Consider the following 20412-nt stretch of genomic DNA (forward strand, 5'->3'; position numbering starts at 1 on the left):
TACGCCGTCATCCACCCTACGGTTAACTCCGCCTGAACCCGCCCCCGCTAGGGACAAGCCCCTCTCCCGCTGGCGGGAGAGGGCTGGGGTGAGGGCACAACAGGCCCAGCGCAAACGTAGCGTGGAAAACGGCGCAGCCTTTTCCACTCCTCACACCAGGCACCGGGCGAACCTACCCCGCTGGGCTGCGCGGCGCCGAGCGCCAACCTACCAACAGCACGTCAGGCACCGGACGGCGAACCCTGGTCGCGATCATCGCGCAGACTGCTGTGGGCTGCCTTGCAGATCTCGCGCAGACCGCTCTTGAGGCCCTCTTCCAGGGTGGGGTGGTAGAAGGGCATATCCAGCAGGGAGCTGGCGGTCTCGCCATGGATCAGCGCCAGCACCAACAAATGCCCGAGGTGATCCATGCCCGGACCGACCATGGCGGCGCCGGTGAGCTTGCCGGTGCCCGGTTCGGCATAGAAGCGGGCGATACCCTCGTTGCGGGCTTCCACCCGGGCGCGGCCCTGGTCGTGGTAGGAGGAGGTGCCGATCAGACTCCCCGCGTCCGGCGGGCTGCCCAGCACGGCCACCGGCGGATCGGTGAAGATCAGCGAAAACCGCGGCGACCGCCGGGTGGCCCGCACCTCGGGATAGCAGGCCGCATTGTGTCCGGCGATGGCGCCCTCGTCGGACGCCTCGTGGAGGATGGGTCGATCGTGATCGGCATCGCCCGCGATGAAGATCGACGAGGAACCGCATTGCATCGTCTGGGGATCGTAGACCGGGGTGCCATGGTCATCCAGCTCGATGCCGGTGGTTTCCAGCCCCAACCCTTTCAGCCGTGGCGGGCGGCCAGCCGCGACCAGTACGTAGTCGAAATCGCCCGCGCCGCTGGCGGCGCCGGACCAGGACAACCGCACCCCGTCGCCCTGGCGTCGGGCATCCACCTCGACATTCAGGTACAGGGTGAGATCGCGCTCCAGGATCTGCCGCAACTCGGCTTTCACCTCGGCATCCTCGAGCGCGCCCAGGCTGTCATCCTGGCCAAATAATGTGACTAATACACCCAGCCGTGCCATCGCCTGAGCCAATTCCAGCCCGACTGGACCGGTACCTATCACCGCCAGCGAGCGCGGCAGGTCGTCCAACTCGAAGATCGTCTCGTTGGTCAGGGCGCGCTCGCCCAGGGCATCGAAGGGCGCGGGGACCAGCGGATAGGAGCCGGTGGCAATGACCACGGTGCGAGCCCGTACCGTCCGACCATCGCTCAATTGCAGGCGATCCGGCGCCACGAAGCGCGCGGTGGCCTGCTGGGCAACGCCCTCGGGCAGCTTCTCGAAACCCTGCTGGGTAGCCGCGACGAAGTGATCACGCTCACGCCGAACCCGCGCCATGACGGCCGCGCCATCGACCCGCACGTTGCCCACTTCGATACCGAAGGTGCCGGCACGCTGGACCTCGTGATGGGCTTCCCCGGCGACAATCAATAACTTGGAGGGCATGCAGCCCACGGAGGCGCAGGTGGTACCGGCCCAGCGGTCATCGATCAGCAAGGTCCGGGCGCCGTGCCGGCGAGCCGCGCGCTCGGCGGCGAGTCCCGCGGTTCCGGCACCGATCACGGCCACGTCACACTCGAGCTCTACTGCGGTGGAACGTTCATCTGCGGTACTCATGGGGTCACCTGACGTTGCAAAGAAGTCATCCGGCTCACGCGGAGCCTCTAGCGTGGGACCCAGAGCGCAGCGTTGAGGTTGCATTGTCAGCTTGTGACCCACTTCGACAAAAATCCGACACTTTTTGTCAGCACCGTCAAATTACATGCCATTCATCATCTTATACTGGCGCTATGGAACCATTGAGGCGCCATATTCTCAATTAGCCACACTTAATGAACGCAGGCCTTCACATGGAACGTGACCTTAGCAAGATCCCGCTCATCACCGATTGGTCCTACTTGATCGCCCTGGAGACCGGCCTGTTCACCCGTGGTGAACTCAGCGGCGCGGTGCTCAAGGCGCTGAAGGACCAGGCTCGCCTGCTTTCCCGTCGCTATCTGGTGCAGAAGTCCAAGCTGGACGTGCGCAAACTGTCGCCTGCCGAGACCGAGATCCTCGATACGCTCAGCGACACCGCCGCCAACCTGCGCCGGCGCCAGCGCCTGCCGCATAACATCGTCAAGAGCCTGCGGGCCGGTGGCCTGATCGCCGCCGTCGAACGCAGTGTCTGCGCCGCGGGCATCCTGCAGTGCCACAATGGCTTCCATGAAGACGGCCTGGAGCCGGGCGCCTTCGAACGCATCGTCGCGCGTTATCCACAGGAGTTCGGCGATCACGCCCGGCAGAGCGCCGCGCTCTACCTGGCCCAGGAAACCTCGCCCGCCCTAGCCACCGCAGCCGATCAAAACCTGCAGGCCAGCGCCTGATGCGCAGGATGCTCGCAACCGACGTGGCGGCCGGGAGGCCCCAGCCCACGTCAGCGCGCGAGCGTCCTGCGTTTCCGGTCGCCACCGCAGTACCCTTGCTCCAGAGTTCCCAGCGCATGACGCTCGCTCGCGCGCCGCTCAGCCCCCCATAGCGCCCCGCCCTCGCCCGGCCGCGTGGTCAGCCTGATCGCGCCGGCTGCCGCCCAGCCGTTGTCGGTACCGCCGACAGCGACCTTTGCCGGTGCCCGTCCAGCCGACGGGCGCCCCCGCCGCTGCCCTAGGCGGCGCCGTACGCCGGGTTTTCCTGGCGGGCGGTGCCGATGGCAGCGGCCACGCTGCGAGGAGCAGACATGACTACCGCCAACGCCCCCCACGGGCGCAACAACTTCGATTTCCTCCGATTCGCCGCGGCCTCCACCGTGGTCATCGGCCACGGCTTCTGGCTCTCGGGCCATATCTCTGCCGAGCCGATTCTCAACTTCACCGGGTTCACCGACGCGGCCAACATCGCCGTCTACGTGTTCTTCGTGATCAGCGGCTTCTTGATCACGGCGTCCTACCAGCGCAGCCGCAACCCCTTGGATTTCCTCGCCAAGCGCGCCCTGCGCATCTTTCCGGCGTTGATCGTCTCGGTGCTCTTCTCGGTACTGGTGGTGGGTTGGCTGGCCACCAGCCGCGAGACCAGCGCCTATTTCAGCGATCGCCAGACCCTGGGGTTCTTCAAGAACATCCTCTTGCTGACGCGCTTCGAGCTGCCCGGTGTCTTTACCGACAATCCGTTCCCCGACACGGTGAACGGCAGCTACTGGACCCTGCCCTACGAGGTGTTCATGTACCTGTCGGTGCTGATCATCGGGGTGCTGGGCCTGTTGACCCGCTCGGTGGTCATGGCCACCCTGGTGGTGCTGGTGCTGGGCAACTTCCTGCTGCTGCCGCAACTGGGCATCGCCAGCTTCATGCTGCACAAGGTCTTCAGCCTGGGGATGTTCTTCTTCGCCGGCGCCCTGCTGCACTTGGCGGGACCGCGCCTCCCCTGGCGCCTGGACATCGCCCTGGCGCTCTGCCTGCTGTCGCTGGCGGCCATCGTCTGGCAGACGCTGCCGGTGATCCACCTGGTATCGCTGTCCTACGTCATCATCTACCTGGCGCAGGTCCGCATACCGCTGGTGCATGGCTTCGGCCGCTTCGGCGACTATTCCTACGGCCTCTACCTGTTCAACTTTCCGGTGCAGCAACTGCTCATGCACGGGTTTCCCGAGCGTTTCTCGTTGCCTGGTTTCCTGGCGGTGAGCTATGCCCTCACCCTGGGCTGCGCCGTGCTCTCCTGGCACCTGATCGAGGCGCCGGCCTTGCGCCTCAAGCCGCGGCGCAAGGCTCCGGCCGTGCCCACCGCACCGGCCTGAACCCAGGTGGCCGGTCGGCTCAGCCGAGGCGACCGGCCAGGGCGAAGCCAGCCAGGGTCAGCAGCAGCGACCCCAGCACATGCACGGTGACGGTGAGCGCCGCCCAGCCCAGGCGGCCACTCTGCAACAGCGTGACCACCTCGGCGGAAAAGGTCGAGAAGGTGGTGAAGCCGCCGCAGAAACCGGTCACCAGCAGCAGCTTCCAGTAGGGATCCAGCCCCGGATAGCGGGTGAACAGTCCCAGGGCCAGACCGATCACGAAACCGCCGACCAGATTCACCAGCAGCGTGCCCATGGGCAACAGGGGGAACAGCGCATTCAGGCGCAGCCCGACCCACCAGCGGCAGGCGCTCCCCAAGGCACCGCCAAACATCACCGCGAACAGGGCATAGGGCATCTCAAACTCCTTTTCGGCGACGGTCGGCGACCAGCAGCACGGCGACTCCCGCCAGGGCCGACAACAGCGACCCCAGCAGCACCCCGATCTTCACTTCGTCGACCAGCAGGGGCGCTCCGGGGAAGGCCAGGGCGCCAATGAATAGACTCATGGTGAAACCTATCCCACAGAGCAGCGCCACACCATAGAGCTGCAGCCAGTTGGCGCCTTCCGGCAGGCGTGCCAGACCGCTGCGGATGGCCAGCACCGCCAGCAGCGAGATGCCGATCTGCTTACCGAGGAACAACCCCAGGGCCACGCCCAGCGGTACCGGGTCCAGCAGGTTGGCCAGGGAGATATTGCCCAGGGCCACCCCGGCATTGGCGAAGCCGAATACGGGCACGATGAGAAAGGCCACCCAGGGGTGCAGCGCGGATTCCAACTTGAGCAGCGGCGAGGCCGCCTCGGTCTCGGTATCGCCCAAGGGAATGAACAGCGCCAGGATCACCCCGGCCAGGGTCGCATGGATCCCCGAGCGCAGCATGCAGAACCACAGCAGCGCGCCGAGCAGCAGGTAGGGCAGCAGCGCCCTGACCTTGAGGCGATTGAGCGCGAAGAGCACGGCCACCAGCCCCACCGCGGCGAGCAGCATGGTGGTGGACAAGTCGCTGGTATAGAACAGCGCGATGATCAGCACGGCGCCGAGGTCGTCGAGAATCGCCAGGGCCGAGAGGAAGACCTTGAGCGACGCCGGCACCCGCGAGCCCAGCAGCGACAGCACCCCGAGGGCGAAGGCGATGTCGGTGGCAGCGGGAATCGCCCAGCCGGACAGCGTCTGGGGATCGTGGCGATTGACCAGTGCATAGAGCAGCGCCGGCACCGCCATGCCGCCCAGGGCTGCCAGCCCCGGCAGGGCACGATCGCCCCAATTGGCGAGTTGGCCGACCGCCATCTCGCGCTTGATTTCCAGGCCCACCAGCAGGAAGAAGAGCGCCATCAGGCCGTCGTTGATCCAGTGGCTGACGGACAGGCCGCCGACATACAGGTGCAAGGTGGCGAAATAGCCAGTGGCCAAGGGCGAGTTGGCGACGATGAGGGCGAGGGCCGCGGCGACCATCAGCACGATGCCGCCCGCCGCCTCGGCGGCGCAGAATCGATTGAGAAAGGCCAGGGCCTTGGCAGGGGAAACCGGGGATGACATGGGCAGCCGAACTCCGCGCGGCGGCCCGACCTGCGCTGACGTTAAACCTGTCCTACCGCACGATTGCGGCGACACCCAGCGGCCAAGGGTACAACGGCCAGGGGGTTGAACGCAGCAGCAAATCCCGCATCCGCTCTGGCCCGCCTCCCGCCGGGCAGGACGGCTTAGGTGGTCTTGCCAGAGGTCATCTGACAAGGGACCATCAGCGCCCGTTTTGCCTGCCAGTCCTTGTCCCATGTCCCAGGAACCGGTCACGCCGCCCCCCTCCCTCATCAACCGCTTCGGCCAAGGCCTGCGCGCCTTCTGGCCGGCGCCACTGCCCATCGACGCCCGCGAAAGGCTGCGCGCCAGCCTTGGCGCCGGGCTCGGCATCCTGCTCGCCGCGCTGCTGGCGGCCTGGTGGCTGGAAGGCCAACCGGTGCATCAGCACGGCGCCCTGGCCATGGCGCTGGTGGCGCCCCTGGGCGCCAGCGCCGTGCTGGTGTTCGCCCTGCCCTCCAGCCCACTGGCGCAGCCCTGGTCGGTGGTGGGGGGCAATACCCTGTCGGCGCTGATCGGCATCGCCTGCGCCCGGTGGCTGCCCGAGGCCAACCTGGCCGCCGCCATGGCGGTCGCCCTGGCCATCGCCGCCATGTTCGCCCTGCGCTGCCTGCATCCACCGGGCGGTGCCTCGGCGCTGTTGATGGTGCTCATCGGCGCTCATGACTTCAGCTATGCCTGGAGCCCGGTGGCGCTGGATTCGCTGCTGCTGGTGATCGCCGGCCTGGTCTACAACAACCTCACCCGGCGCCCCTGGCCCCATGTCCCGCGCCCGGCCGAACCGAGCGCCGAGACGCGCCTGCAACGCGCCGACCTGGACGCGGTGCTGGCGCGCTACAACCAGGTACTGGACATCAGTCGCGACGATCTCGCCGAGCTGCTGGAACAGGTGGAAGCCCGCGCCTACCAGCGCAAGATGGGCGAATTGCGCTGCGCCGAGGTGATGAGTCGCGAGCCGGTGGTGGCCCGCGCCGAGATGCCCCTGCAGGAAGCCTGGGCGCTGATGCGCGCCCGCCGCATCAAGGCGCTGCCGGTCACCGATCGCCAGGGCCATCTGCTGGGCATCGTCACCGTCGCCGACTTCATGCGGCAGATCGACCTGGACGTGCACGAGGGCCTCGGCTGGCGACTGCGCTCCCTGGTCCGCCCGCGGGCGCGCCAGGGCGAGCGCACGGTCGGCCGGATCATGACCCGCACCGTGCGCGTGGCCAGCGCCGACCGCCTGTTGATCGACCTGGTACCGGTATTCTCCGAGAACGGCCATCGGCACATTCCCATCATCGACGGCTCGCGCCGCCTGGTGGGCATCATCACCCAGTCGGACCTGATCCGCGCGCTGTACCAGGCGGTACGCGCCTGAGCGAACCTCGCCGCGTTTTCGCCGTCTCAAAGGCACTGTCGCCCATTCCGGGCGACCTGACAGGAATGTTCGGATGAAAACCGGTCCCTCTCGCGCCTTTCCGTTCTCCGCGCCGCGCGCGCTGCTCGCCAGCCTGGTCCTGGGCGGCGGCCTGCTGCTGGCGGGCTGCGCCGGCAACCCGCCGACCGCGCAGATGGCCGTGACCCAAGCGGCGGTCAACGAAGCCGTCAGCTCCGGTGGCAACCAGTACGCCCCCATCGAGACCAAGTCGGCCCAGGACAAGTGGACCCAGGCCCAGACCGCCCTTTCCAACGAGAAGTACGCCGACGCCAAGCAACTGGCCGAGCAGGCCGAGTGGGATGCCCGCCTGGCCACCCGCAAGACCCAGGCGGCCAAGGCCGAGGCGGCGCTCAAGGATGCGCAGAACAGCATCCAGCAGATTCGCGAGGAAGGTCAGATCAACCTCCAGCTGCAACAGAACCTCCAGAAAAAAGTGCAGCAGTAAGCTGCCCGCTCTCTTGAAGGACGAATCCCATGCGTAAACGTTTTCTGCTTCCGCTGCTGTCGGCACTGACCCTCACCCTCGCCGCCTGCGCCACGCCGCCCAACCCCAATCTGGAAAAGGCGCGCAACGACTACGCCGCCCTGGAATCCCAGCCCCAGGCCAACCAGTTGGCGGCCCTGGAGACCAAGGATGCCGGCACCTGGCTGGCCAAGGCCGACAAGGCCTATAAGGACGGCGAGAGCGAACAGACCGTCGACCAGTTGGCCTACCTGACCCAGCAGCGCATCCAGACCGCCATGCAGACCATCAAGCTGCGCCTGGCCGAGGCCGAGCTGAAGAAGACCGACGCCGAGCGCGGCGAAGCCCGCCTCAACACCCGCACCCAGCAGCTGCAGCAACTGCAGAAGGCCATCAAGTAAGGCCGACGGGCGCGGGTTCCGTCAGGGAATCCTGCGCCCTTCACCGTGGTCCTCTACAGACTCGCGCGTCCCAGCGCTCAGCCCTGTCTTGGAGGATTTCACCCATGAATGCCATCCGCCTGCGCAAACCCGGTGGTCTCGATCACCTGGAGTGGACCGACCTGCCCGATCCCGGCGAGCCGGGGCCCGGGGAGATCCGTGTTCGTATCCATGCCAGCTCGCTGAACTTCCATGACCTCGGCGTGGTGCTCGGCAAGATGCCGGCCGCCGATGGCCGCATTCCCATGTCCGATGGTGCCGGGGTGGTCGAGGCCGTCGGGGCGGGCGTCAGTGAATTCGCCGTGGGTGACGCCGTGGTCTCCACCTTCTTCCCGCACTGGCTGGACGGCGAGCCGCCCATCGATGACTTCTCCACCACCCCCGGCGATGGCGTCGACGGCTTCGCCTGTGAGCTGGTGGTGCGACCGGCCACGGCCTTCACCCGGGCGCCCAAGGACTACAGCCACGCCGAGGCGGCCACCCTCACCACCGCCGGTCTCACCGCCTGGCGGGCCCTGGTGGTGGATGGCGGCCTCAAGGCTGGGGACACGGTGCTGGTGCTGGGGACCGGTGGCGTTTCCATCTTTGCCCTGCAGATCGCCAAGGCCATGGGCGCCACGGTGATCGCCACCTCCTCTTCGGACGAGAAGCTGCAACGCGCCTACGCCCTGGGCGCCGACCACCTGATCAACTACCGCAGCGAGCCGGAATGGGGTGCCAAGGTCCAGGCCATCACCGGCGGGCGCGGGGCGGACATCGTGGTGGAGGTCGGTGGACCGGCGACCCTGGCGCAATCGATCCAGGCTGCGCGCATCCATGGCCATCTGGCACTGATCGGCGTCCTCACCGGTATCGAAGGCCAGATTCCCACCGCGAACCTGATGCGCCGTCATCAGCGTTTGCAGGGTCTGATCGTCGGCAGCCGGCGCCACCAGCAGGACATGGTCCGGGCGCTGGAGAGCACGGGAATTAAGCCTATCATCGACCGCCGCTACCCCCTGCGCGAGATCGCCCAGGCCTTCGCCTTCCAGAAGGACGGCAGCCACTTCGGCAAGATCGTGCTGGATATCTGAAAATCATCAGACTAAACAAGAGTTACACGAAAGACAGCTCTGCTAGACTTTCCGGATAGTCCTTACAGGCGTTCCGGAAAGTCTGATGACCTCGCCCACCGCTCCACCCTATGCCGTCGTCATCGAGGACAACGCCCTGCTGGCCGAGCTGCTCGGCCAGCATCTCGAAGAGCGGCTGGGCTGGACCTGCGTCCGTTTCGACAATGCCGACGATGCCCTGGTAGAGCTGCTGCAAAAAAAGGAAGCGCCTGCCCTGGTGATCACCGATCACCTGATGCCCGGGCAACTACGCGGCGGTGAATTGGCGCAGATGCTGCTCCAGCGCTGGCCCCAGCTGCCCATGGTGATCACCTCGGGCTACGGCTACGAGATCACCACGGCATTGCCGCCCCAGGTGATCTACCTGCAGAAACCCTGGTCGCTGGACGAAGTGGATGCCGCGGTGCGCCTGGCCCAGGCGCGGCAAGGGCAGGGCTAGGTTCTGTACGAAAAGTCGCCGAGCGAAGGTCAGGCAAGGCAAAAATCCGTGAGGAAGCGGAGTTTACGAGTGGTAAATGAGCATTCCGAACGGATTTTTAACGCAGCATGACCGAGCGCAGGCATTTTTCGTACAGAACCTAGAGGCCGAGCTTGCTGCAGGCCGCTAGTAACTGATCGATGCTCCAGGGCTTGGGCAGGAACAGCGCCCGTTCCTCGCGCTCGGCGTACTGTTGCCCGGTATAGCCGGACGACACCAGGATGGGCAATTGCGCGAAACGCTGGCGTACCTGTTTGGCCAGGGCCAGACCATCCAGTCGACCGGGCATGCGCACGTCGGTGAAGAGCAGATCGGGCGGGGGTGGACCCTGCTCGAGCCAGGCCCAGGCGGCGTCGGCGGAGTCGAAGGAATGGACGGCATAACCTTCCATCTCGAATACCTCCGTCGCCAAGGAACGCAGCACGGCATCGTCCTCGACGACCAGCACGGTAGTAACGGTGGCGGGAGAAACTACATCGGTCATGGCAACGCTGCTTAATTAGTACGACTATTAGGACCGAATTTACTCGACTTGGATCATAGAACTCGGACGAACGGCTGATCATAGGTTTCCTGCACCTGTCTGATGCTTCAATGGCTACTTAATTCCCGCTCTGTCGGAAAATCTTGCCGATGGCGCCTTGATGTCACCTAGCCTCTTTCCACTCAAGGTCCTTTGCCGACATCCTGGCAAGGTACTCCGCTGCCAATTCCCTCGAACGACCTCATGGCCGACTCCGATCTTTCCTATGCTGAACTCCAGGCGGAAGTGCTTCGCCTCCGTGCTGCCCTCGACCAGTGCGCCGACCTGCCTCCCCAGGATGCCCAGCGGCGCCTGGCGATCTTTGACGGTGCCATCGATTTCGCCATGGTCGTCCTCGACCCGGCGGGCGTGATAACCGACTGGAACAGCGGCGCCGAGCGCTTGCTGGGCTGGACTGCCGATGAAGTACGGGGCGAATCCGCCGAGTGCTTCTTCACCCCCGAAGACAATCTCAGCGGCCGAGCGGCGCTGGAAATGGAACTGGCCCTGCGCGATGGCCGCGCCGAGGACGAGCGCTGGCACCTGCACCGCGACGGCTCGCGCTTCTGGGCCAGTGGCGAGATGCACCCGCTGCACGACGAGGCCGGTCGCCATACCGGCTATGTGAAGATCCTGCGCGACCGTACCGCCCAGCACCTGGCCGGCGAAGCCCTGCGCGACAGCGAACGGCATCTCAACGAGGTCCAGCAGCGCCTGGTGGAAAGCGAGCGCTACTGGCGTGGCCTGTTCGAACAGCTCGAAGAGGGCTTCATCCTCGGCACCATCCTGCGTGACGACCAGGGTCGCGGGCGGGACTGGCGCTACGAGCAGGTCAATCGCGCCTGGCTGCAGAACTTCGGCTTCACGGCGGAACAAACGATAGGCCGTACCGCCCGCGAACTCTTTCCCGCACTCGAAGACAGCTGGGTCGAGGACTTCACCCGGGTGGTCGATACCGGCCAGTCGTTCAGCTACGTACGGCAATTCCAGCACGATGGCTGCTGGTACGAAGGCCACGCCCACAAGGCCGGGCCGGACAGTTTCCTGGTGCTGTTCCTGGAGGTCACCGAACGGGAGCTGGCCGCCCAGGCCAAGCGCAGCGAAGAACTCTATCGCCTGGCCCTGCTCGAACTCAGCGAGCGCTTCAGCCACCTGAACGACATCGATGCCGTCATCGAGGTCGCCTGCGCCACCCTGGGTACCACCCTGGATGCCCATCTGGTGGGCTACGGCCTGGTGGACGCCGAGGCCGAGACCATCAGCGTGGCGCGCGACTGGACGGTCCCCGGCGCCCGCAGCCTGGTCGGCACCCTGAACTTCCGCGACTACGGCAGCTACATCGAAGACTTCAAGCGCGGCGAGACGGTGGTGAGCGCCGAGGTACGCGAAGATCCGCGCACCCGGGACAATCTCCCCGCGCTGGAGACGCTGGATACCCGCGCCTTCGTCAACACCCCACTGTTCGAGCACGGTCGCTTCATCGCCCTGCTCTATGTCAGCTCCCGTACGCCCCGCCAGTGGACGCCGCGGGAGTTGCAGTTCATCCGCGAGGTCGCCAACCGTACCCGTTCGGCTACCGCGCGGCTGGCCGCCGAGCAGGCCCTGCGCGATAGCGAGATGAATCTGCGGCTGGTCGCCGATACCCTGCCCTGCCTGATCGCCTTCGTCGATCGCGAGCTGGTCTATCGATTCGCCAATGCCGAGGCGCCGAAGTGGTTCAGGGACGCCCCTGCCAGCATCCTCGGCCGCCGCATGGACGAGGTCTTCTCGACCTCCCTGTTCGCCGCCCGCCGCCACGCCATCGAAGCCGCCTTGGAGGGCGTCCCGGCACGCCTCGACCTGCCCTGGGCCTGGCCGGACGGCCGGCGGCGCATCGCCGATATCCACTACCGTCCACGCCGGGACGCCCGCGGCCTGGTGGACGGCTTCTACGTCTTCGCCCAGGACGTCACGGCCCAGCGCGACGCCCAGGCGCTGATCCAGGCGCAGAACTTCAGCCTCAGCCAGGAGGTGCAGGCCCGCACCGCCGAGCGCGACCGCCTCTGGGCGCTCAGCGAGGACCTGCTGATGATCGCCGACTTCGAAGGGCAACTGGTGCGGGTGAGTCCGTCCTGGTCCCGTCATCTCGGATATTCCGAAGCCGAGTTGCTCAGCCGGCCCTACCGTGAACTCATCCATCCCGACGACCTGCCCAAGGTCATGGTGGCGCTGGACGAACTGCGCCGCAGCGGCCTGCCGACACGGCTGGAGAATCGTGCGCTGGCGGCGAACGGTAGCTGTCGCTGGCTCTCCTGGACACTATCGCTGGACAACGATCAGGAGCGGCTCACCGGCGCCGGTCGCGACGTGACCCGCGAGAAGGAAGCCATGGAAACCCAGGCGCTGCTGGAAGAGCAGCTCCGCCAGTCGCAGAAGATGGAGGCGGTCGGCCAGCTCACCGGTGGCCTCGCCCACGACTTCAACAACCTGCTCGCCGGCATCGTCGGCAGCCTCGACCTGCTCACCGTGCGCATCGGCCAGGGCCGCTTGAACAACCTGGAGCGCTATACCACCGCCGCCCAGGGCGCCGCCATCCGCGCCGCCGCCCTCACCCACCGGCTGCTGGCCTTCTCCCGGCGGCAGACGCTGGACCCCAAGCCCACCGACGTCAATCGCCTGGTGGCCGGCATGGAAGACCTGATCCGCCGCACCGTGGGGCCGGCGATCCAGATCGAGGTGGTGGCCGCCAGCGATCTCTGGTCGACCCTGGTGGACCCGCCCCAGCTGGAAAATGCCCTGCTCAACCTCTGCATCAACGCCCGCGACGCCATGCCCGAGGGCGGACGCATCTTCATCGAAACCGCCAATCGTGTCCTGGACACCCGCATGGCGCGGGTGCGCGACCTGGAGCCGGGCGAATACATCTCCCTCTCCGTGACCGACAACGGCTGTGGCATGCCGCCCGAGGTGATCGCCAAGGCCTTCGATCCCTTCTTCACCACCAAGCCCATCGGCGTTGGCACCGGCCTAGGCCTGTCGATGATCTACGGCTTCGTCCGCCAGTCCGGCGGCCAGGCGCGCATCCACTCGCAGCTCGACGAGGGCACCAGCGTGACCCTGTTCCTGCCCCGCCATAGCGAGGCAGCGACCAGCCTCGAGGCCACCATCACCCAGGCGGCGCTGCCCCGCGTCGGCCACGGCGAGACCGTGCTGGTGGTGGACGACGAGCCGACCGTGCGCATGCTGGTCGTCGAGGTGCTGGAAGAACTGGGCTATGCGGCCCTGGAAGCGGCCGACGCCAGCTCCGGACTGCGCCTGCTAGAATCCGACGTGCGCATCGACCTGCTGGTCAGCGACGTCGGCCTACCCGGCGGCATGAACGGCCGGCAGATGGCCGACGCCGCCCGCCAGCGCCGCCCAGGCCTCAAGGTGCTGTTCATCACCGGCTATGCCGAGAACGCCGTGATCGGCAACGGCCACCTGGAGCCGGGCATGCACGTGATGACCAAGCCCTTCGCCATGGACGCCCTGGCGATCCGCATCCGCGACCTGATCGAAGGGACCTAGAACCGTAGGTTGGCGCTGAGCGCAGCGAAGCCCAACGAGGCAGATCGCCCTCTCCCCAACCCTTTCCCCGAGGGAGAGGGGGCGGTTATGTCTCGTAGCGTGGATAACGGCGCAGCCTTATCCACCGTTTGCAACGGGGCCTACCCAGTGGAAAACGCTGCGCGGTTTTCCACGCTACGAGGATCGCGGCCTGGTAAAGGCATCGGACTCGACCACCCCCTCTCCCCTTGGGAGAGGGCTGGGGTGAGGGGACTCAGTATTGCGGGGCTACGCTTAATCCAACCTAGGTACTAACCCTCCGCCGGCACCCGCACCCAGCCTTCCATCAGCCGGCGCGCGCTGCGGCTCATGATGGCCTTTTCCACCTGCCAGCTACCGTCGACCTCCCGCGCCTGGGCGCCGACCGTCACGGTGCCGGCGGTATGGCCCAGGCGTACCTGGCGACCGGCCAGCTCGCCAGTCAGTTGATTGACCAGGGTGCCAGGCAGCGTGGCGGCCACCGCCACGGCGACCGCGCCGGTGCCGGGAATGGCGTGGTGCAGCTTGCCCATGGAGATCATCCGAGCGATGAGGTCGAGTTCCGCGGCCTGCACCTGTTTGCCGCCGGCCACCCGATAGGTCTGCGGCGGCGCGATCAGGCACAGCTTGGGCGTATGGGGGCGCTCCGCGGTGGCCTGGGCGGCGCTGGTCGCCAGGCCCATGGCCACGGCACCGGCGGCGCGCAGTTGCTCCAGGCGCTCCAGCAACGCCGCATCGCCGTTGACCTGCGCCTGGGTCTCGGTACCGCAGAGGCCAAGCGCCTCGGCGCGCACGAAGATGGTCGGATTACCCGCATTGAGCAGGGTCACCGGCAGCCGGCCCAAACCGGGCACCTCCAACTCATCGACAGGCCGGCCGGTGGGCAGCACGCTGCCATCGGTCCCGGTGGGATCGAGGAATTCGAGCACGACTTCAGCGGCGGGAAAGGCCACGCCGTCGAAACGGAAATCGCCCTCCTCCTGCACCTCGCCGGCCACCATGGGTACCTGGGCGTGGATGCGCTTGCCGAGATTGGCCTGCCAGATACGCACCGTGGCCAGGCCGTCGCGGGGCGCCTCCACCAGGCCCTCGCTGATGGCGAAGGGGCCGACGGCGGCGCTGAGATTGCCGCAATTGCCCGACCAGTCGATCACCGGCAGTTCGATGGCCGGCGCGCCGAATAGGTAGTCGATGTCGCAGTCCGGGCGACAGGACGGGGCGATCACCACCACCTTGCTGGTGCTGGAGGTAGCGCCGCCCAGGCCGTCGATCTGCTTGCCATAGGGGTCGGGGCTGCCGATCACCCGCAGCAGCAGGGCATCGCGCGCGGGACCGGCGGGTGGCAGGTCGCGGGCATGGAAGAACACGCCCTTGCTGGAGCCACCGCGCATATAGACGGCGGGGATACGGTGTTGCGGCATGACGGGTCTCCTCGGCCCAGGGATGAAAGCAGACGTTCGGACGGCCCCGCTGCACGGCGCCCGCCACCGGGGCGACAGGACGGCGCCGGTCCCCTCAGCTCAGATAGCGCCCGAACCAGCCCAGGGTGCGCTCCCAGGCCAGGCGGGCGGCGGCTTCGTCGTAGCGCGGGGTGGAATCGTTATGGAAGCCATGGGTGGTGCCCGGATAGCGGTGCACCGCGAAGGTCTTGCCCTGGGCCGTGAGCGCCGCCTCGTAGGCGGCGGCGCCCTCGTTGATACGCGGATCGTTCTCGGCGTAGTGGATCAGCAGCGGCGCCTTGATCCGCGCCACCTCCTCCACCCGCGGCTGGCGACCGTAGAAAGGCACGGCCGCCGCCAGCTCGGGATAAGCCACGGCCGCCGCATTGGCCACCCCGCCGCCATAGCAGAAGCCGGTGATGCCGACCTTGCCGGTACTGAATTCGTGGCTCATCAGGGTTTCCACGGCGGCGAAGAAGTCGTTCATCAACTTCTGCGGATCGACCTGCTGCTGCAGCTCGCGGCCCTTGTCGTCGTTGCCGGGATAGCCGCCCACCGAGGTCAGGCCATCCGGCGCCAGGGCCAGGTAACCGGCCTTGGCCAGGCGCCGGGCCACGTCTTCGATATAGGGATTGAGGCCGCGATTCTCGTGCACCACCACCACCGCCGGCACCTTGCCGCTGGCCTTGGCCGGACGCACCAGGTAGCCGCGCACCCGACCATGGCCCTGGGGCGAGAGGTAGTAGACGTATTCGGCGACGATGTCCGGATCAGTGAATTCCACCTGGGTGGCCAGGGCGTAATTGGGACTCAGGGCCGCCAGTACCCCGGTGGCGGAGAGCCCCAGCACCGCGGCGCAGGCACCGGCGCGGTCGAGGAAATCGCGCCGGCTGATGCGACCATGGACGTAGAAGTCATAGAGTTCGAGCAGTTCGGGCGAGAAATCCTTGGCGGTGAGACGGGTCATCGCGGCGCTCCTCTGGCAGGAAACGAGGCGCCCCGCCCGGATGGGCGGGCGCCCCGGCTGGTCCCGAGTGTGCCGCGAATCGTCTGACTATGCCACCGCCCCGGACGGCCCCGGACTCAGACCGAGGGACGTAACTCACGCAGCACGGCGAGCAAGGCCTCGAAGCTGACGGGTTTGTTCAGGTGCTGGACGAAACCGGCGGCCCGCGCCTTGTCGACGTCCAGCCGCGTGCCATAACCGGACAACGCCACGGCCGGGGTGCCGACATTGCGATCCCCTGCCCGCACCCGGTGCAGGAATTCATGGCCGTCCATCTCCGGCATGCCGATGTCGGAGAGGATGACGTCGAAATCCTGCGCCTGGGCCAGGGCCAGGCCGGTAAGAGGTTCAGTCGCCGCGGTGACCACCACGCCCTCTTCTTCGAGCAGCAGCTGCAGGGTCTCGACGATGTCGGCAGAGTCGTCCACCAGCAGCGCTCGCAACCCGGCGAGGGATTGCTCATCCGCCTGCACCGTGGGAGCGAGTTGCTGCTCGGCGTGGCACAGCGGCAGCCAGACACTGAAGCGTGCGCCCTGGCCGAGCCCGGTGGAGTGAGCCTCGATCCGCCCGCCGTGGGCTTCCACCAGTTGCTTGACCAGCGCCAGGCCGATGCCGAGGCCATGCTGGGCGCGGGCGGTGTACTTCATTTCCGCCTGGCCGAACATCTCGAATACGCGCGGCAGAAAGTCGGGGGCGATCCCCTGCCCGGTATCGCTGACATCCAGGCGTGCCTCTTCGCCCTCCACTCCCAACGTGATCTCCACCTGGCCACCGGCCGGGGTGAACTTGATGGCGTTGTTGAGCAGATTCCAGACGATCTGACCGATACGGGTGGCATCCGCCTGGACATACAGGGGCGTCTCCGGCAGTCGGGTGCAGTGGACCTGGACCTCGCCCGCCAGGGGCCGGACCACCGCGGCGATTTCGTGCAACTGCTGCGCCAGATCCAGACTCTGCCGCTCCAGCTTGAGCTTGCCGGTACGGATGCGCGACAGGTCGAGCAGGTCATCGATGATCTGCGCCTGGCTGCGCACCGCACGCTGGATGGCTTCGGTCGCCCGGCGCGCCAGGGCCACATCGCGCAGCACAGGCGAACGCGCCAGCAACTCGCTGTTGAGCTGGATGAGATTGAGCGGATGCTTGAGTTCGTGGGACATCACCGCGAAGAACTCGTCCTTGAGTTGGACCAGGGCGCGCTGCTGCGCCTGCTGGTTGGCCGCCTCGCTGGTCCGCATATGGTCGGCGGTGGCGTCGCGGGCGATCTTGGCGTAGCCCTGGCCACCGGAGGCATTGTTCATCCGGCTGAGCACGCCAGCGCAGTAGAGCCGGCTGCCGTCCTTGCGTCTGAGCCAACGCTCGTTGTGGGACACCCCCTGGGCGTCGGCGGTGCGCAGCTCCGTTTCCGGCACCTGCGAGGCGATGTCTTCCGGGGTGAAGATCAGGTCCAGCGGCTGGCCCAGGGCTTCGCGCTCGCTGTAGCCGAACAACTTGGTAGCACCACCGTTCCAGCTGTTGATGACGCCGCTGGCATCCAGGGTGACGATGGCGTAGTCCTGGATGTTCTGCGCCACCAGGCGCATGTTCTCCTCGCCGGCGCGGGCGCGATCCTGCGCCAGGCGCCGCTCGGTGATGTCGATGAAGGTCAGCACCGCGCCCTCGATGCGATCCTCCGCGGTACGGTAGGGCAACAGCCGCGCCAGATACCAACGGTCATCGTGACTGCGCACCTCGCGCTCGATCAGCCCGAGGGACTCGAACACCTGGTTGGCATCGGAGGCCAACTCCGGGTAGTCCAGCCGATGGGTGATGTCGAGCAGCGAGCGTCCGGTATCGCTGACGATGATATTGAAGATGCTGGCGGCGCGCGGGGTGAATCTCTTGATGCGCATGCCGCGGTCAACGAACACCGTGGCGATGTCGGTGGAGGTGATGAGGTTCTGCAGATCGTCGTTGATCTTGCCGGTTTCCTCGATCTTGGCCTTGAGTTCGTAGTTGACGGTGATCAGTTCTTCGTTGATCGACTGCAACTCCTCCTTGCTGGTCTCCAGCTCCTCGGTGGCCGAGCGCAGCTCCTCGTTGATCGCCTGCAATTCCTCGTTGGAAGCCTTGAGTTCCTCGGTCGAGGTCTCGGATTGCTCGATGGTCAGCTGCAGCTGTTCCTTGGTGCGCTGCAGCTCGGCTTCCAGCTGGGTGAGGACGCTGTCCTTGGCCTCGGTATGGTCGTTGGTAGAATCGGTACTCATGATGTCTTCGACTTCGTCGAAGAGCACCAGCATGTAGTCGGTGCTGGTATCGCTGTCGCGGAAGGGCCGCACCACCATGTTGATGTAGTAGCTGCGATCGTCGCGCTGGATGTGCACGCGCCGCGCTTCGACACTCTTGTTGCTCTGCAGCGCCTGGAACAGCGCGGTGCGCAGCTCCAGGCGCAATTCCTCGAGCACCAGCGCCGGCAGGTTGTAGCTGGGCTCGCCGCCGACGTAGCGGAGGAAACGCCCGGCCCGTTCGGACAGGTGCACGATGTTGGATTCGCGGTCGACGATGATGCTCGGCGGCGCGTACTGCTCCAGCACCCGCTGGTGCACCTCGGCGAAGGACACCTTCTTGCGCCGCCCGACCTGGTGCGGCGGCAGGCGCACGCTGTGGATGCCCGGGTTGAGATTGAGCAGCGGCGTGGGACGTATCACGCTGGTGGTGTGCTTGGCGCGATAGATGCGGTTCTTCTTGTCGACCGTGGCGAACAGATTGCTCTGCACATCGGCCGACTCGGAACTGCCGAGGAACAGATAGCCACCCGGCTTGAGCGCGAAATGGAAGGTGTGCAGGATCTCCGCCTGCACCTCGCGATCCAGGTAGATCAACAGGTTGCGGCAGCTGATCAGATCGAGCCGGGAGAACGGCGGATCGCTGAGCAGGTTGTGCTGGGCGAACAGCACCTTCTCGCGCAACTCCTTCTTCACCCGGTACTGGTTCTGTTCCTTGAGCAGGTGTTGGCGCAGGCGGCTGGGCGGGACGTCGGTGACGATGGAGCCGGGATAGACGCCATGCCGGGCTACCGCCAGGGCGTGCTCGTCGAGATCGGTGGCGAAGATCTGCAAGCGCGCCGCGGACTGGCGCAACTCGGCCTGTTCGGTGAGCAGCATAGCCAGCGAATAGGCCTCTTCGCCGCTGGAACAGGCCGCGCTCCAGACCCGCAATTCCTGGTCTTCCTCCAGGCCCTGCACCTGTTCGAACAACTCGGGGATGATGTCGCGCTCCAGGGCCTCGAAGGCCTCGCGATCGCGGAAGAAATTGGTCACGCCGATCAGCATGTCCTTGAGCAGCGCCGGCGTCTCCTCGGGATGCTCGTGCAGGAAGCAGGCATAGGCCGGCATGTCGGGGATGGTGTTCACCTGCATGCGCCGTTCCACGCGGCGCAGCACCGTGGCGGTCTTGTACTGCTTGAAGTTGTGCCCGGTACGGGTGCGCAGCAAGGTGAGGATGTCGCGCAGGGCCAGTTGCATGGCCTTGTTCGAAGCCCCCGGAATACGCGCCTCGAAGTCGATCTGGCGTAGCTCTCCCTGGCTCAGGGAATGGATGGTGGTGGCCAGCTCCAGGAGCTTCTGTGGCATGTCCACCACTGGCATGACGAAATCCACCGCGCCGGCGGCGATGGCGCTGCTGGGCATGGAATCGAACTCGGCATCCTCCGGTGCCTGGGCCAGGGTCACCCCGCCCTGCTCCTTGATCCGCCCGAGCCCGACGGAGCCGTCCGCACCGTTGCCCGACAGGACGATGGCGATGGCCCGGGTCTTGTGCACATCGGCCAGGGCGCGAAAGAACAGGTCGACGGCTACATGGTCGCCCGACAGCCGCTCCGCCGGATTGAGGCGCAGGTAGCCATCGTTCATGGTCAGATCGAAGCCGGGGGGTATCACATAGACGTGATCGGCCTCGATGGGCACCGGCTGGGTGACCTGCTGCACCGGTAGCCGGGTGGCGCGCTGCAGGATCTGGTCGAGACTGCTCTGGTGCTCCCGCGATAGGTGCATCACCACCACGAAGGCCATGCCGCAATCCGTCGGCAGGGCGTCGAAAAAGCGCAGCAGGGCCTGGATCCCGCCCGCCGAAGCCCCGATGCCCACCACCGGGAACGGCAGGTCACTGGGGGTCAGGTGTTTGGAATTGTTGGGTCGGGCCACATCCGCCTGTTTGCTCATCTATCCGCCGTCTGAAAATCCATGAAAAATCGTGGTTGCCGCTGGTACAGCGGTCAGGTCGTCCATCCCTTTCGCGCGGAAACGACGCCAAGCCCCTCAGTATAACGAGGGCTCGCCGAGAGGGCGGCCATCATCCTGCAGAGAGGCGACCTGGCCGACGTTTGCCCCTTGTGAATCGGACTGATGGAGCGGAAGCGAGTGCGAGCGAAGCCGCGTGTTGGGGGGCTGGGTCCTCATTCTGTATGGGTCGCTCCTACGGGCCGCCGTAGGTTGGGTTGAGCGCAGCGAAGCCCAACAGTGGCTCGGGACGTAGGCAATGTTGGGCTTCGACGATAGAGCTGTCTC

The 20412-nt window shown here is 66.4% G+C and carries 13 protein-coding genes and 3 pseudogenes; 9 read left to right on the plus strand and 7 right to left on the minus strand.

The genetic code is table 11. The features are described from left to right. Positions 1-221: 221 nt before the first annotated feature. Positions 222-1658, minus strand: coding sequence for a dihydrolipoyl dehydrogenase (locus FAZ11_RS11610; RefSeq protein ID WP_058772360.1), 1437 nt, complete (start codon positions 1656-1658; stop codon positions 222-224). A 233-nt stretch (positions 1659-1891) separates the two neighbouring features. Here FAZ11_RS11610 and FAZ11_RS11615 point away from each other — a divergent pair, with 233 nt between their 5' ends. After that, the gene (locus FAZ11_RS11615) at positions 1892-2407 is read left to right on the plus strand and encodes a hypothetical protein (protein ID WP_058760726.1); all 516 of its coding nucleotides are present in this window, start codon (positions 1892-1894) and stop codon (positions 2405-2407) included. 350 nt (positions 2408-2757) lie between these two features. Beyond that, a complete protein-coding gene (locus FAZ11_RS11620) occupies positions 2758-3810 on the plus strand; it encodes an acyltransferase family protein (RefSeq protein WP_058766321.1) in 1053 nt (350 codons plus the stop codon). Between the two features lie 19 nt (positions 3811-3829). On the opposite strand, the gene crcB is transcribed toward FAZ11_RS11620, so the two are convergent. After that, positions 3830-4207, minus strand: a complete 378-nt coding sequence (gene crcB, locus FAZ11_RS11625) for a fluoride efflux transporter CrcB (RefSeq protein WP_058760724.1) — start codon at positions 4205-4207, stop codon at positions 3830-3832. A 1-nt stretch (position 4208) separates the two neighbouring features. Then, positions 4209-5387 (minus strand): Na+/H+ antiporter NhaA, encoded by a 1179-nt coding sequence (nhaA, locus tag FAZ11_RS11630; protein ID WP_058766320.1) that lies wholly within the window; start codon positions 5385-5387, stop codon positions 4209-4211. A gap of 235 nt (positions 5388-5622) precedes the next feature. On the opposite strand from nhaA, the gene FAZ11_RS11635 reads away from it, so the two are divergent. The 5 genes and pseudogenes from FAZ11_RS11635 (at position 5623) to FAZ11_RS11655 (ending at position 9300) form a co-directional block, all read left to right on the plus strand. After that, entirely contained in the window at positions 5623-6786 is a 1164-nt protein-coding gene (locus tag FAZ11_RS11635) for an HPP family protein (RefSeq protein WP_193557131.1), read from the plus strand. Between the two features lie 73 nt (positions 6787-6859). After that, on the plus strand, positions 6860-7291 hold the full coding sequence (locus FAZ11_RS11640; RefSeq protein ID WP_058760722.1) for a DUF4398 domain-containing protein: 432 nt from the start codon (positions 6860-6862) through the stop codon (positions 7289-7291). Positions 7292-7320: 29 nt separating this feature from the next. After that, positions 7321-7704: pseudogene (locus tag FAZ11_RS11645) on the plus strand (DUF4398 domain-containing protein); the annotation flags it as partial. Positions 7705-7814: 110 nt separating this feature from the next. Continuing rightward, the gene (locus FAZ11_RS11650; RefSeq protein ID WP_137279102.1) at positions 7815-8822 is read left to right on the plus strand and encodes a zinc-dependent alcohol dehydrogenase family protein; all 1008 of its coding nucleotides are present in this window, start codon (positions 7815-7817) and stop codon (positions 8820-8822) included. Between the two features lie 85 nt (positions 8823-8907). After that, positions 8908-9300 carry a response regulator gene (locus FAZ11_RS11655; RefSeq protein ID WP_058760719.1) on the plus strand — a complete coding sequence of 131 codons (393 nt, stop codon included), beginning with the start codon at positions 8908-8910 and terminating at the stop codon, positions 9298-9300. A 139-nt stretch (positions 9301-9439) separates the two neighbouring features. Here the strand turns inward: FAZ11_RS11655 and FAZ11_RS11665 are convergent, their stop codons facing one another. Continuing rightward, entirely contained in the window at positions 9440-9823 is a 384-nt protein-coding gene (locus FAZ11_RS11665; RefSeq protein WP_058760718.1) for a response regulator, read from the minus strand. Between the two features lie 243 nt (positions 9824-10066). Between FAZ11_RS11665 and FAZ11_RS25470 the strand changes: the two are divergent. Further along, positions 10067-11812: pseudogene (locus FAZ11_RS25470) on the plus strand (PAS domain-containing protein); the annotation flags it as partial. Positions 11813-11818: 6 nt separating this feature from the next. After that, positions 11819-13408 (plus strand): annotated as a pseudogene (locus tag FAZ11_RS25475) (ATP-binding protein); the annotation flags it as partial. 290 nt (positions 13409-13698) lie between these two features. Here FAZ11_RS25475 and prpF read toward each other — a convergent pair. The 3 genes from prpF to FAZ11_RS11685 all read right to left on the minus strand — a co-directional run bounded on the left by prpF (position 13699) and on the right by FAZ11_RS11685 (position 20067). Next, positions 13699-14847 carry a 2-methylaconitate cis-trans isomerase PrpF gene (prpF, locus tag FAZ11_RS11675; protein ID WP_058772748.1) on the minus strand — a complete coding sequence of 383 codons (1149 nt, stop codon included), beginning with the start codon at positions 14845-14847 and terminating at the stop codon, positions 13699-13701. A gap of 94 nt (positions 14848-14941) precedes the next feature. Then, positions 14942-15832 (minus strand): YghX family hydrolase, encoded by an 891-nt coding sequence (yghX, locus tag FAZ11_RS11680; RefSeq protein WP_058772749.1) that lies wholly within the window; start codon positions 15830-15832, stop codon positions 14942-14944. Positions 15833-15948: 116 nt separating this feature from the next. Further along, positions 15949-20067: a CheR family methyltransferase gene (locus tag FAZ11_RS11685; RefSeq protein WP_137279104.1), complete on the minus strand. Its 4119-nt coding sequence runs from the start codon at positions 20065-20067 to the stop codon at positions 15949-15951. Positions 20068-20412: the final 345 nt, after the last annotated feature.

The sequence above is a fragment of the Pseudomonas rhizoryzae genome (assembly GCF_005250615.1).
GTDB classification, from domain to species: Bacteria; Pseudomonadota; Gammaproteobacteria; order Pseudomonadales; family Pseudomonadaceae; genus Chryseomonas; species Chryseomonas rhizoryzae.